Source organism: Tenacibaculum sp. FZY0031 (genome assembly GCF_036350695.1).
Taxonomy (GTDB): Bacteria; Bacteroidota; Bacteroidia; order Flavobacteriales; family Flavobacteriaceae; genus Polaribacter.
Window position 1 is genome coordinate 98,185 of sequence record NZ_JAZDVY010000008.1, and the last position, 13,195, is coordinate 111,379.

Consider the following 13,195-nt stretch of genomic DNA (forward strand, 5'->3'; position numbering starts at 1 on the left):
TTTTGCTAAAATCGCATTGCTTACATTTTATTTTTAAGATATTATCTGTTACATTTGATGTAAATGTACATGCAATGTTAAGAGCAGTTATAGTAGATGATGAGCCAAAGGCCATACAAGGACTTTCTTGGGAGTTATCAACCTTTGGAAATGATATAGAAATTATAGAAACATTTACAGTAGCAGAAAAAGCTATAAAATTTATAAATGAGAATAGTATTGATTGTCTTTTTTTAGATATTGAAATGCCTACAATGGATGGGTTTCAATTATTAGAAAAATTAGAACAGAAAGAGTTCGCTATAATTATTACCACAGCTTATAATGAATATGCTATAAAAGCATTAAAAAATCAGGCAATAGATTACCTTCTTAAACCCATAGATTCTGATGATTTGGAAGAAACCATAGGAAGAATTAAACAGCACTACAAGAAGAATAGTAATACCGAAAAGGTTGAAAAGATACTATCGAGTTTTAATGAAAAATTTAACAGAAGAAAAATAACCATTAATACCGATGGGAAATTAGTTTTTTTATCTCAAGATGAAATTTTATTTGTTGAGTCAGACGGCAATTATTCAACTATATATACCACAGGAGCCAACAAAAAAATAGTCGTAACGAAAAAATTAAAAGAAATAAATTTACTGCTTCCTGAAGATCATTTTTTTAGAATACACAATTCATATATTATCAATTTGAATAAAATTAAAGAGTTTTTAAAATCAGATGGTTATGTTGTGTTGGAGAATAATCACAAAATCCCTGTTTCTAGACAAAGAAAGTCTGATTTTTTAGAAAAATTTTAAATGAAGAAATTAATAACAATTACCTTTCTATTTTCTATCGTGTTTTCCTGTTTTTCACAAGAAAAGAGGGAGGCTATAGATAGCCTAATACAGCTATCAATAGAAAAAAAGATAGATAATTATTACGATTTACACCGTTTCTTCAGGCGTGAGCGATTTAATAAAGAAGAAATAGACTTTCTTTTACAAAAGAGTCAGCAAAGTGAATATACATTAGGAGAGATTTACGCTTATAATTCATTAGGAAGGCACTATCGAAACAATTCGTTTTTTGATAGCTCAATAGAGAGTTATTTAAAAGCTCTTGAATTGTCAAGAAAACTAAACAATGTAAATGCAGAAATTGTTACCCTAAATCAAATAGGGGTTGTTTATAGAAGGCAAGATAAGATTAGAAACGCTTTGAATTATCATCAAATGGCACTTGAGTTGGCTGATAAAATTGAAATTCCTGATGTTGATACTAAAATAAGCATAAGCATATCCAACAATAGTATTGGTAACATATACTTGGCTCTTAAACAATACCAATTAGCATTAGAAAAATTTAAAAAAGCGATTTTAATTCAAGAAAAAACGGAAGACAAAAGAGGGTTGGCCATTAACCATCAAAATATGGGAATCGCTTTTCAAAATTTAGGGGATATAGATGCAGCGTTAGAACACTACAATAAATCATTACAATACAATATTGAAAATAATTCAAGCATCGGAAAGATTATTTGTCACAATAGCATAAGCAATGTACTGCTACTACAAGGGAAATACGATGAAGCCTATAAATATATAAGAGAAGTAGTGTCGCTTTCAGAAGAGATAGGAAATCAATACTATACCTCGGATGTCTATACTACTTTTGGAAAAGTACAATTAAAATTAGATAGTTTAGATCAGGCAAAAACATACTTAGAAAAAGGACTGGAGGTCGCCAACAAGCATAAAATACCTTCAGGAATAAACCAGTCTAACTTGTACTTGTCTGAGTTGTACGAGGAAAAAAAAGATTACGAAAAAGCATATATTTTTTATAAGAAAGCCATCGAGGGAGAGCGTAAAACATTTAATGATAAGAATATATTATACGTAAATAACCTTATTAACAAGTACGATAATGAGGTAAGCAGAAATAAGATAAAGAACTTAGCAAAAGAGAATGAAATAGCAAAGTTAAAACTATTACGAAACAGAAATGTTTTAATAATAGCATTAGTTTCTATTGCTTTGTTGGGGTTGTTGCTGTATTCTATGTACCGACAACGATTGCTGAATAATGATAAAAAAATACTAATGCTTGAACAGGAAGCATTAAGAATTCAGATGAACCCGCATTTTGTATTCAATGCTCTAAATTCGATCAAGTTATATGTGATAAATAACGAACAGAAGAACGCGGTATATTATTTGAATAAATTTTCAAAATTAATTCGAAGTATTTTAGAATCTTCATCTGTAAAAGAAGTAACATTGAGTGAAGAGCTAAAAACAATGAACTTGTACATGAGTATTGAAAATATTCGATTGTCAAATGAAGTAAATTATGTAGAAAAGGTAGATGTAGATGTAAACATAGAAAGAATAAAGGTTCCGCCATTAATATTGCAACCTTTTTTAGAAAACTCTATTTGGCATGGGCTATCATCTAAAAAAGGAAAAAAAGAAGTTTTATTGTCGGTTGCAAAATTATCAGATGAGTTCATACAAATTGACATAGTAGATAATGGTATTGGTAGAGAAGCAGCGATGAAAATTAGAAAAAACAAGTCACTAAATCGTAGGTCGATAGGTATAGATTTAACTAAAGAACGATTGCGAAACTTTGCCAACGAGTATGCAAATAACTATTCATTAATTTATACAGATATAATTGATGAAGACGGAAATCCGAAAGGAACCAAGGTCTCGTTAAAAATACCAATACTTTAAAAGTCAAATCGCAATTGAACCCAAACGGGGTCTTTTTTCTCAGTATTCAAATTACTAAATGAAATCCCCAGTAATCGAACAGAATTGTTAAGAGTATCTTGATACAGTAGCTCTTTTACGATAGGGTAGAACTCTTTTTTTAATTGTAGGTAATGGTTTGTGGTTTTACTACGTGTTTGTTGCGTAAAATCGCTGTATTTAATTTTTAAAGTTACTGTTTTTCCTTTAGTGTTCGATTTTTTCATGCGACGTTCCAGCTCGTTAGCAATTTTATCCAGCCGCTCTAACATGAAAACTTCTGAAGATAGATTTTCTCTAAAAGTGGTTTCGGCAGCAATTGATTTTCGAATACGATTAGGTTTTACTGCTGAATTGTGAATGCCTCGAACAATGTTGTAATAATGCACTCCAGACTTTCCAAATAATTTAGAAAGTTCTTCCAATGGTTTTTGTTTTAAGTCCAATCCAGTAAAAATACCAAGGTTATGCATTTTAGCAGCAGTTACTTTGCCGATTCCATAAAATTTATTTACTGGAAGTTGTTCTAGAAACTCAAGAACCTCTTCTGGATTAATCGTTTTTTGTCCATTAGGTTTATTAATGTCTGAAGCTACTTTGGCTATAAATTTATTAATAGAGATGCCTGCTGACGCTCGTAGCTCTAATTCCTCCCAAATACGCTGACGAATTTCCTGAGCAATTATACTTGCAGAAGGATTCCCTTTTTTGTTTTCAGTAACATCTAAATAAGCTTCATCTAACGATAGAGGCTCTACCAAATCGGTATAATCGTAAAAAATCTTTCTAATCTTAGCAGAAATTTCTTGGTAACGATCAAATCTTGGAGAAACAAAAATGACATGCGGGCATTTTTGTTTTGCTAACACACCACTCATGGCCGAACGAACCCCAAATTTTCTAGCTTCGTAACTAGCAGCAGAAACCACGCCTCGCACTTCACTACCACCAACAGCAACGGGTTTTCCTCGCAATTCAGGATTATCCAATTGCTCTACAGATGCATAAAAAGCATCCATATCTACATGAATAATTTTACGAAAAGGAGGTTGTAATTCCATGAATACAAGCTAAACAGATTTCGATAGATTGGTTAAAACATCCATAGTTTTTGCCTCGTCTTTTTTGTCTACAAAAAGATGATCATGGTAAAAACTAGCAACCACATTACAACTTATATTATGTTTTGCTAATTCTGAAGAAAAAGTAGCTGTTAAGCCAACCGCATCTAAAGCAGAATGAATTTTTAAAGTAATCCAAGATGCTTTAAAACTGTAATCTAGATTTAAGTTATCTGCAACTTCCTTTTCCAAAATTAAAGTCATTCCTTCCGATTCTTTAAACATCCCAATTATATCTTTTGTATGAATACCAGATGTGTCTTGTACCGAAGTAAAAACATATGTTCCTTTATTTACAAAAGGTTTCATTTCTCTAATAAGAACTGATAAATTCTTTTCTCCAGACATGCTATCTATTTTAGATAAAATTACGGCTTTTTTTAAAATAATTAAAGCCCTCGTAAGAGAGCTTTAGCTTAGAGTTTGTATGTGGAATTACACTTGTTTTACTTCAATAATATTCACAGGACAGGCCTTTTTGGCCTCATGAGAGGCTTCAAAAATACTGTCGTCGTGTGATTTTATGGTAAAGAATCCCTTTTTCTCAGTTGAGTGTAATAAAACAGATTTTCCGTCTTTTTTCGACATTTGAAATTGGGCTGGAGCTAACTCCACGCAATAATTACAACCAATACATTTATTTCTTTGTAAGGTAATTACAACCATTAGTTTTTAGCAAATTCAGTTTTTACAATTTTGTATAATTTGTCGGAAGGGCGAATCCTGAAATCTAGTTTCATGGTAACTTCATCTCCTTTGGTAGCAGTTTGTGCTTCTTTATCATTTACAAACATGCTTTTTAATTCCATTTCTTGGGCTCCTGTGGTGGGGCCTGTAATTAAAATGGTATCTCCTACAGCTAGATCGTAGGCTTCAATTTTAAACTCACCTATTTCGGCTTTAGGGAAGTAATGCATTCCTTTACCTAAATACACTTTCTTTTGAGTCGCATGCGAACCAGGTTCTTTACTCCACTCACCTAACTTCTGCCCTAAATAATATCCATTCCAAAAACCACGATTGTATACTTTCTCCAGTTCTTGCATCCAGCTAATTACTTTCTCTTTGTCGTAAGTTCCACTGTATAAACTGTCAATGGCATCACGGTAACACTTAATTACTTTAGCGACATATTCTGGTGCTCGACCACGACCTTCAATTTTCAATACTTTAATACCAGCATCGGCAACTTGATCTAAGAAATCGATGGTACATAAATCTTTAGGAGACATGATGTACTCATTGTCTAGTTCCATTTCAAAACCAGATTCCTGATCGATTACCGTATATTTTTTACGGCAATTTTGTTTGCAGGCTCCTCTGTTTGCCGATGAATTATGCGAGTGTAAACTCATATAGCATTTTCCAGAAACGGCCATACACAAGGCACCGTGACCAAAAATTTCAATTTCTAACAAACGACCAGACGGTCCTTTGATTTCTTCTTTTTCAATTTGCTCAGTAATCTTTTTTACCTGACGTAAGCTTAGTTCTCTACTCAATACTACAGTATCAGCAAATAGGGCATAAAACTTAACCGTTTCTATGTTTGTAATGTTAATTTGTGTAGAAATATGGACTTCCATCCCCTCCGCTCTTGCCATGGCAATTACGGCTTGATCCATTGCAATTACAGCAGTAATGTTGGCTTCTTTAGCTCTTTTAATCAAGGTTTTTACAATAGATAAATCATGATCGTACACAATCGTATTTAAGGTTAAATACGTACGAACATTTTTTTCAGAGCATCTACGAGAGATTTCTTCTAAATCATCTAAGGTAAAATTGATAGACGCGCGAGCACGCATATTTAATTGCTCTACACCAAAATATATCGAATCACACCCATTATCTAAAGCTGCTTGTAATGATTCAAAATTACCAGCAGGAGCCATTAATTCAATTTGTTGCATTACTTTTTAAATTTTAAAGCTTCTGAACGTCCTTTTTTAAATATTTTATTACTTGCGTGTTTTCCTTTGCGCAATTCTTTTTGCTCTTCGTAAGACAAGTGAATGATGTCTTGACACTCAGGAGAACAAGTGTTTTCCATTGTTGAGGCACAGTCATCACATTGAATAAATAGTAAGTGACAACCTTCGTTAGCACAATTGGTATGTGTGTCACAAGGTTTTCCACATTGGTGGCAATTGGCAATTACATCATCAGAAATTTTTTCAGCTCTTCGGTGGTCAAAAACAAAATTTTTTCCTAAAAATTTGTTTTCTAAACCTTCATCTTTTACCTGACGTGTATATTCAATAATCCCTCCTTCTAACTGAAAAACATTTTTAAAACCTTTGTGTTTGTAATAGGCAGAGGCTTTTTCACATCGAATTCCACCGGTACAATACATTAATAAGTTTTTGTCTTCTTTATGGTCTTTTAAATCTTCTTCAATAATATCTAACGAATCTCTAAATGTATCAACATCTGGAGTTACAGCACCGTTAAAATGCCCAATTTCACTTTCGTAATGGTTACGCATATCTACACAAACCGTATTGGGATCTGCAAGCATTTCATTAAACTCTTTTGCGTTTAGGTGTACTCCTTTGTTAGTAACATCAAAAGTATCGTCGTTTAACCCGTCAGCAACAATTTTGTTGCGAACTTTTACTTTTAATTTTAAAAACGATTTATTGTCGTGCTCAATAGCTACGTTTAAGCGAATACCATTTAAAAAAGAAATACTATCTAGTTGTTTTTTTAAAGCTAGAAAGTTTTCTGAGGGAACAGATATTTGAGCGTTGATTCCTTCGTAGGAAACGTAGGTTCTTCCTAAAACATCTAGTTCATTCCATTCAAGAAATAATTTATTTCTAAATAAAGTTGGGTTTTCTATCTTATGATATTGATAGAATGAGATAGTAATACGGTCTTTACCCGCGTCGTCAATTAATTTAGCGCGTTCTTCTGCGCTTAACTTGTTGTACAGTTGCATGCTATACTTTTTTAAGTTAAACAAATATGTTGTGGTTTTTTTAGAAAACCGCTGCAAATGTACTGATTTTTTGAGTTTTACTGTTTAAAACAATACGATTTAGGCTAAAATGGTATATTTTTTAAATTTTAACGTATTTTTTCTAACAAAAGAGATACAACCAATTTGTTTTTTTTAAACCTTTGTGGCATACAAACAATAAATTTTATACTCAAAAATCAAAAAAATGAGAGTTGCAGTGGTAGGAGCTACCGGTATGGTAGGTAATGTAATGTTACAAGTATTGGCAGAACGTAATTTTCCAGTAACAGAATTAATTCCTGTTGCGTCGGAGCGTTCAGTAGGAAATCAAATTGAATTTCAAGGAACAAATTATACAGTAGTAGATTTAGAAACTGCAGTAGCTATGCAACCAGATATTGCATTGTTTTCAGCTGGAGGAGATACCTCTTTAGAATGGGCTCCTAAATTTGCTGAGGTTGGAACAACCGTTATTGATAATTCATCGGCTTGGAGAATGGATCCAACGAAGAAGTTGGTAGTTCCAGAAATTAACGGAGATGTATTAACCAGTGAAGATAAAATCATAGCAAATCCAAACTGTTCTACGATTCAATTAGTAATGGCATTGGCTCCGTTGCACAAAGAGTATAAAATGAAGCGTGTGGTAATTTCAACCTATCAATCTGTTTCTGGAACCGGTGTTAAAGCGGTTCGTCAATTAGATAATGAAGAAGCAGGAATTGAAGGAGAAATGGCATATCCGCATAAAATAGGAAGAAATGCATTACCTCATTGTGATGTGTTTTTAGAAAATGGATATACCAAGGAAGAAATGAAGTTGGTAAAAGAGCCTAAAAAGATTTTACGAGACAATTCTTTTAATGTAACAGCTACGGCAGTTAGAATACCGACTGCTGGTGGACACTCAGAAGCTGTAAATGTTCAATTTGAAAGTGATTTTGAATTAGATAAAGTACGCGAGTTGCTTATACAAACTGAGGGTGTTATTGTACAAGATGATGTGCAAAATAATGTATACCCAATGCCTATTTTAGCCAATAATAAGGATGAGGTTTTTGTAGGTAGAATTAGAAGAGATGAGTCTCAAGAAAACACCTTAAATATGTGGATTGTTGCAGATAACTTACGTAAAGGAGCTGCAACAAATACGATTCAGATAGCAGAATATTTAGTAGCAAATAATTTGGTCAAGCCATCGGTTACTGCATAATAAAAGCTTAAATAATATTTTAAAATCCTGTGCTTCTAAGTGCAGGATTTTTATTTTTGGATTATGAACAAAGAACAGATAATACAAAACACGATAGCGTTTGTGAAAGAAACGCTACAAGGAGCAGAAGGAGGACATGATTTTTTTCATGTTGAACGCGTGTATAAAAATGCTTTATTAATTGCTAAAAATGAGTGTGTTGATGAGTTTTTGGTTTCTTTGGGTGCATTGTTACACGACATAGCCGATAGTAAATTTTATAATGGAGATGAAATGATTGGACCCAAAAAAGCTAGGGCATTTTTAACGAGTCAACAAGTTTCTGAAGAAATCATTTTACATATAGAAAACATTATTACTAATATTTCTTTTAAAGGAGGAAATTTTGAACAAAAGTTTACCTCTCTAGAGTTGGATGTAATTCAAGATGCAGACCGGTTAGATGCTATAGGAGCTGTTGGAATAGCTCGTTGTTTTAATTATGGTGGCTTTAAAAATAGAGAATTGTACAATCCGGAGATTCCTCCAAATTTAAAGATGACAAAAGAAGAATATAAAAAATCAACAGCTCCTACAATTAATCATTTTTATGAGAAACTATTGCTGTTAAAAGATAAGATGAATACTCAAACAGGAAAAGCAATTGCAGAGCAAAGGCATGCTTATATGGAAGGTTTTTTAGAACAATTCTATAAAGAATGGAATGGAGCGAATTAGTGATTATTGTGTTAATAATGTAAACTTTATGTTACTTTAATAAAAAATTTACGTTAAAATTTGGATATTATTGAATTTAGTATATATTTGCTTCAGTTAATAACCCCCATTTTATTAATGTAATCCCCTTATTGTAAAAATAGCATCTAAATTTTATTTAGATGCTATTTTTTTTATAGTTGTTTTTTGTGATGAAAAACTACTTTCCTGGAAATTCAGGTTTGCGTTTTTCTAAAAAAGCAGTAGTTCCTTCTTTAAAATCTTCAGTTCCAAAACAGTTTCCAAACTCTGTAATTTCACTTTTAAAACCATTTACACCATCTCTAAAATTATCATTTACAGCTTTAATAGCTGCGCCTATGGCAACAGATGAATTGCGCATAATTTTAGAAGCTATTTTTTCAGCTAAAGGAAACAGTTCTTCTTGTGAAGTTACATGGTTTACCAATCCCGCTTCTTTAGCTTCGTCAGCAGAAATCATACCTGCTGTCATAATTAATTCCATGGCTTTTCCTTTACCTACTAATTGAGGTAAGCGTTGGGTACCTCCGTAGCCAGGAATTACACCTAATGAAACTTCAGGCAACCCCATTTTAGCATTGTCTGAAGCTATTCTAAAGTGACAAGCCATAGCTAATTCTAAACCACCACCTAAAGCAAAACCATTTACGGCAGCAATTACTGGAGTTGATAGGTTTTCAACAAAATCAAATAAAATTTCCTGTCCTTTTTTAGCTAACATGCCACCTTCTTCAACAGAGAAATGTGCAAATTCAGAGATGTCTGCTCCAGCAACAAATGCTTTTTCTCCACTACCTGTGATAATAATTACTTTAATACTAGCATCTTTTTCCAAGGCTTTAAAAGCATTATGAAGCTCTTCAATAGTAGCTTTGTTTAAAGCGTTTAATTTTTTAGGTCGGTTAATGGTAATAGTTGCCAATGCGTTAGTTTGTTCAACTAAAATATTTTCAAAATTCATACTGTGTTTATGTTTTAGGTAATATTACGGTAAAAACAGTTCCAACTCCTTTAGTTGAAGTAAAGGATATTGTACCGTCATACGCTTCAATTATATTTTTTATAATAGATAGTCCTAAGCCCATACCACTTGTTTTGGTTGTAAACTTAGGTTCGAAAATAAGTTCTTTATTTTCTTCACTAATACCTTTTCCGTTGTCGGAAACAGTTATTTTAACACGATTCCCTTCAGAAGCAACTTTAACTTCTATTTTCGGATTCTTATCGGTGTCTTTTATTGCTTGAATTGAGTTTTTAACTAAGTTGGTAACAATTCGTATCAACTGTGTTTTGTCTAAACTGGCATACAACTCTTTTTCTTGAGGGAAATAATGTATGTAATCTTCAGTAAAAATATCTAACGAGTGTTTAACGATATCAACTACATTTAGCTTTTCTCTACGTTGGGTAGGCATCTTTGCGAAATCAGAAAAAGCAGAAGCAATAGAACTCATTACATCAATTTGTTGAATAAGCGTTTCGCTGTATTCAGACATTTTTTCTTTGATATTAGGATCTTCAGGATTGAATTTTCTTTCAAAGCTTTGTACTGATAAACGCATAGGCGTTAACGGATTTTTAATCTCATGAGCCACCTGTTTTGCCATTTCTCTCCAAGCTTGTTCACGCTCGCTTTGAGCTAGTTTTACAGCACTTTCTTCTAACTGGTCAATCATGTTGTTATAAGCGGCAACCAGCGAATTGATTTCTGAGCTAGCAGAGTTTAGTGTAATTTTTTCGTTACGCTTATTTAAACGAGTCTCATTTATTTTTTGAGAGATGGTTTGAATGGATCGAGTAATATAAGTTGATAAAAAGTAAGCTAATACAATTGCAATAATGAGCATTAGCAAATAAACTAATGATAAGCGAGAAATAAACTCTCGTAGTTCTTGTTTTTGCTCTTCATTGTCTTGAGCTATTTGGAGTTCTAGAATACCAATTCTTTTAAAACGTGGGTCGTTTAAATAGGCGTATGAAGACTGGTAAGTAATTCCTTTTTCGGTTCTACTTTTTAAAATCTTATGGTTTGAATTGTTGGCTAAATCTCGAACGGTTTCGTTGGCTAAGTCTTGCCCTTCTTTTTTGTCAAAATTATATGGAATGGACGATTTTAAAAGTTTACCATCCATGTCATACATTGAGATAGTAAGTTTATGAACATAAGCGATATCATAAATCCTATCTTGAAAAATTTTTGATAAATTCTCTGTAGTAACAGGGTAGGTGGTTCTTCGTTTAAGTTCTATTTCAATATCTTGTATTGTTGAGAACTCTTTGCGTTCAAAACGTGAAGTGTTGTAGTCTTTTGTTTGTTCGTCGTACTGATAAATAGTAACAATTACAATTAAGATAGATGCCAATAGTACTAAAAGTATCATTGACAAGAAAATCCTAATTCGAAGTGATATGTTGTTGAAAATACGCAATTTTATAATTCAATTTTTTTAGTTTTCATAAGCAAAGTATCATCTGTTTCTCCATCATTATCCCAGTCATAAGTAGAGGTAGCGCTAAAACTATCGTTAGTAGTTTGTGTAATTTTATACCAAGCCTGTACTTGCTTTCCTAAATACGGATAATCAACAAATAAACTGTCTCCAATAGTTTTCCACTTGCCATTAGTTTCACCAACTTTTTTTCCATCAGCTTGCACAAACCACGCAGAAAAAGTGCCATCGTTGTTATAGGTAGATTGAGCTTTTCCTGAATTGGCTTTGCTAAAATCATCTTCAAAAACAGCAGTGCTATCGGTTTCGTTAGCGCTTGCATATTCAATTTTTAAATAGGTTGTTTCCCAATTACCAACTAAATATTCTTGTAATAACGGTTCTTTTTTCTCTTGTTTACAAGTAGCAAAAAGTATTCCGAAAATAAGCGCGGTAATTATGTGTTTTGTTTTCATAGTTACGATTGGATTTTTTCTTCTTTGGTGTGTAGAAGACGCGTTAATTTAATAGATAAATCTAATAAAATAATCTTAGCATTTCCGTTTCTCTCAATATGATACTGTGCGTCACTTACTTCTTTTTCTATGATTAAGATATTTGCACTATGAACAAACGGTGCAAATTTTGCGAGTTCGAAGTTTGCAGACTGGGTTTCTAAAAATACCAAATCTGGTGTTCCGTAATTGAGGAGTAAAGCCTGTCTGAAAAACTGTAAGCAATATTGTAAAAACTGTTTTTGAGTTTCTCTACCAGATTTAGCGATTTCTTCCGACCAGCCAATTAAGTCTTGAATAACTGCTGCATTTCCTTTAGCTCTAAAGGCAGCTCGAATCCACGTAATAAACCATTGTTCAAAAACTAAGTCGTTTGAATTGTTGTTTAAAATATGCAGTGCCTTGTTGTAATTCCCCTCAGATTGGTGAGCAATTTTTATCGCTTCGCTTTCAGGTGTTCCTTTTTGTTGGGTAAGCGCATTGGCTATATCACTTTCACTTAACACAGGGAAGTGTAATGCTTGACATCGAGATTTTATGGTGTTAATAATCTGTTCTTCATCTTCAGTGACAAGGATGAAAATAGTTTTACTTGGTGGTTCTTCAATCAGTTTTAACAATTTGTTAGAAGCAGCAACGTTCATCTTTTCTGCCATCCAAATAACCATTACTTTAAAACCACCTTCGTACGATTTTAATTGTAATTTTTTTACAATGTCTTCCGCTTCATCAACGCCAATTTGTCCTTGTTTGTTTTCTACGCCAATGTGTTGTAGCCAATTAAACAAACCTCCATAAGGTTGTTCTTCTATAAAAGAGCGCCAATCTTCTAAAAACAAATTACTAACAGGGTGTTTTTTAACGGAATCATTTGTAGTTACAGGAAAAGCAAAATGCAAGTCAGGATGCTGTAGTTTGCTACATTTAATGTTGCAAGCTTCTACATTCTCGGAGAAGTTACATAATAAGAATTGAGCATAGGCAATAGCCATGGGTAAAGTTCCGCTTCCTTCTTTACCAACAAAGAGTTGTGCATGCGGAATTCTATTATTTTCAGCCGATTGCTGTAAGTGTTTTTTGATGTGTTCTTGCCCAATAATATCGTCGAAAGTCATACCACAAATATAAGACATCAAATAAAGAGAACAACCTATTGTAAATAAATGATATATTGTTTTAATATGCTGTTTAGAATGATTCTATTTTAGTATATTTGCAAGCTAAAAATATATCTTTTGAGTACTATCGCATCGTTACATTTAGGGGAAAAAGGAATTATATCAGAAGAGTGCTTAGATAAGATTCCGTTGAAATTATTAGAAATGGGGTGTTTACCAGGAAGTGAAGTAGAGTTACTTCAAATAGCTCCGTTAAAAGATCCTATGTACATATGCGTAAACGGAAGTCATTTAGCGATTCGAAAAGAAACAGCTTGTCAAATTTCAATTATAAAACTATAGC

The 13,195-nt window shown here is 32.9% G+C and carries 14 protein-coding genes; 5 read left to right on the top strand and 9 right to left on the bottom strand.

The window, feature by feature from the left end:
- Nucleotides 1-74: 74 nt before the first annotated feature.
- Together V1T75_RS12560 and V1T75_RS12565 are read left to right on the top strand one after the other, a co-directional pair.
- On the top strand, nt 75-812 hold the full coding sequence (locus tag V1T75_RS12560) for a LytR/AlgR family response regulator transcription factor (protein WP_330488873.1): 738 nt from the start codon (nt 75-77) through the stop codon (nt 810-812).
- Entirely contained in the window at nt 813-2,735 is a 1,923-nt protein-coding gene (locus tag V1T75_RS12565) for a tetratricopeptide repeat protein (protein WP_330488874.1), read from the top strand.
- Here V1T75_RS12565 and dinB read toward each other — a convergent pair.
- From dinB to trhO, 5 genes are all read right to left on the bottom strand, one after another.
- A complete protein-coding gene (dinB, locus tag V1T75_RS12570) occupies nt 2,732-3,814 on the bottom strand; it encodes a DNA polymerase IV (RefSeq protein WP_330488875.1) in 1,083 nt (360 codons plus the stop codon). The two genes, V1T75_RS12565 and dinB, sit on opposite strands and share 4 nt — an antisense overlap.
- A gap of 9 nt (nt 3,815-3,823) precedes the next feature.
- Nucleotides 3,824-4,222, bottom strand: coding sequence for an ACT domain-containing protein (locus tag V1T75_RS12575; RefSeq protein ID WP_330488876.1), 399 nt, complete (start codon nt 4,220-4,222; stop codon nt 3,824-3,826).
- Between the two features lie 87 nt (nt 4,223-4,309).
- Nucleotides 4,310-4,540 (bottom strand): ferredoxin, encoded by a 231-nt coding sequence (locus V1T75_RS12580; RefSeq protein ID WP_330488877.1) that lies wholly within the window; start codon nt 4,538-4,540, stop codon nt 4,310-4,312.
- On the bottom strand, nt 4,540-5,787 hold the full coding sequence (locus V1T75_RS12585) for a peptidase U32 family protein (protein WP_330488878.1): 1,248 nt from the start codon (nt 5,785-5,787) through the stop codon (nt 4,540-4,542). The genes V1T75_RS12580 and V1T75_RS12585 overlap by 1 nt, the downstream gene beginning before the upstream one ends.
- Complete coding sequence (gene trhO / locus V1T75_RS12590; RefSeq protein ID WP_330488879.1) at nt 5,787-6,818, bottom strand: oxygen-dependent tRNA uridine(34) hydroxylase TrhO; 1,032 nt, start codon at nt 6,816-6,818, stop codon at nt 5,787-5,789. Before trhO ends, V1T75_RS12585 begins: the two co-directional genes overlap by 1 nt.
- Before the next feature lie 226 nt (nt 6,819-7,044).
- Between trhO and V1T75_RS12595 the strand changes: the two genes are divergently transcribed.
- Complete coding sequence (locus V1T75_RS12595; protein ID WP_330488880.1) at nt 7,045-8,052, top strand: aspartate-semialdehyde dehydrogenase; 1,008 nt, start codon at nt 7,045-7,047, stop codon at nt 8,050-8,052.
- Between the two features lie 63 nt (nt 8,053-8,115).
- Nucleotides 8,116-8,769 carry an HD domain-containing protein gene (locus V1T75_RS12600; RefSeq protein WP_330488881.1) on the top strand — a complete coding sequence of 218 codons (654 nt, stop codon included), beginning with the start codon at nt 8,116-8,118 and terminating at the stop codon, nt 8,767-8,769.
- 199 nt (nt 8,770-8,968) lie between these two features.
- On the opposite strand, the gene V1T75_RS12605 is transcribed toward V1T75_RS12600, so the two are convergent.
- The 4 genes from V1T75_RS12605 to V1T75_RS12620 are packed head-to-tail and all read right to left on the bottom strand — an operon-like array spanning nt 8,969 to nt 12,849.
- The gene (locus tag V1T75_RS12605) at nt 8,969-9,751 is read right to left on the bottom strand and encodes an enoyl-CoA hydratase/isomerase family protein (protein ID WP_330488882.1); all 783 of its coding nucleotides are present in this window, start codon (nt 9,749-9,751) and stop codon (nt 8,969-8,971) included.
- A 7-nt stretch (nt 9,752-9,758) separates the two neighbouring features.
- On the bottom strand, nt 9,759-11,171 hold the full coding sequence (locus V1T75_RS12610) for a sensor histidine kinase (protein WP_330488883.1): 1,413 nt from the start codon (nt 11,169-11,171) through the stop codon (nt 9,759-9,761).
- Between the two features lie 50 nt (nt 11,172-11,221).
- Nucleotides 11,222-11,695 (bottom strand): hypothetical protein, encoded by a 474-nt coding sequence (locus tag V1T75_RS12615; protein ID WP_330488884.1) that lies wholly within the window; start codon nt 11,693-11,695, stop codon nt 11,222-11,224.
- Nucleotides 11,696-11,697: 2 nt separating this feature from the next.
- Complete coding sequence (locus V1T75_RS12620; protein ID WP_330488885.1) at nt 11,698-12,849, bottom strand: DNA polymerase III subunit; 1,152 nt, start codon at nt 12,847-12,849, stop codon at nt 11,698-11,700.
- A gap of 120 nt (nt 12,850-12,969) precedes the next feature.
- Between V1T75_RS12620 and V1T75_RS12625 the strand changes: the two genes are divergently transcribed.
- Nucleotides 12,970-13,194 carry a FeoA family protein gene (locus V1T75_RS12625; RefSeq protein WP_047787963.1) on the top strand — a complete coding sequence of 75 codons (225 nt, stop codon included), beginning with the start codon at nt 12,970-12,972 and terminating at the stop codon, nt 13,192-13,194.
- Nucleotide 13,195 lies beyond the last annotated feature (1 nt).

Excerpts from the sequence above, each read along its gene's own strand:
- V1T75_RS12560 (WP_330488873.1), top strand. The coding sequence starts at position 75 with ATGTTAAGAGCAGTTATAGTAGATGATGAGCCAAAGGCCATACAAGGA.
- V1T75_RS12565 (WP_330488874.1), top strand. The coding sequence starts at position 813 with ATGAAGAAATTAATAACAATTACCTTTCTATTTTCTATCGTGTTTTCC.
- dinB (WP_330488875.1), bottom strand. The coding sequence starts at position 3,814 with ATGGAATTACAACCTCCTTTTCGTAAAATTATTCATGTAGATATGGAT.
- V1T75_RS12575 (WP_330488876.1), bottom strand. The coding sequence starts at position 4,222 with ATGTCTGGAGAAAAGAATTTATCAGTTCTTATTAGAGAAATGAAACCT.
- V1T75_RS12580 (WP_330488877.1), bottom strand. The coding sequence starts at position 4,540 with ATGGTTGTAATTACCTTACAAAGAAATAAATGTATTGGTTGTAATTAT.
- V1T75_RS12585 (WP_330488878.1), bottom strand. The coding sequence starts at position 5,787 with ATGCAACAAATTGAATTAATGGCTCCTGCTGGTAATTTTGAATCATTA.
- trhO (WP_330488879.1), bottom strand. The coding sequence starts at position 6,818 with ATGCAACTGTACAACAAGTTAAGCGCAGAAGAACGCGCTAAATTAATT.
- V1T75_RS12595 (WP_330488880.1), top strand. The coding sequence starts at position 7,045 with ATGAGAGTTGCAGTGGTAGGAGCTACCGGTATGGTAGGTAATGTAATG.
- V1T75_RS12600 (WP_330488881.1), top strand. The coding sequence starts at position 8,116 with ATGAACAAAGAACAGATAATACAAAACACGATAGCGTTTGTGAAAGAA.
- V1T75_RS12605 (WP_330488882.1), bottom strand. The coding sequence starts at position 9,751 with ATGAATTTTGAAAATATTTTAGTTGAACAAACTAACGCATTGGCAACT.
- V1T75_RS12610 (WP_330488883.1), bottom strand. The coding sequence starts at position 11,171 with ATGATACTTTTAGTACTATTGGCATCTATCTTAATTGTAATTGTTACT.
- V1T75_RS12615 (WP_330488884.1), bottom strand. The coding sequence starts at position 11,695 with ATGAAAACAAAACACATAATTACCGCGCTTATTTTCGGAATACTTTTT.
- V1T75_RS12620 (WP_330488885.1), bottom strand. The coding sequence starts at position 12,849 with ATGACTTTCGACGATATTATTGGGCAAGAACACATCAAAAAACACTTA.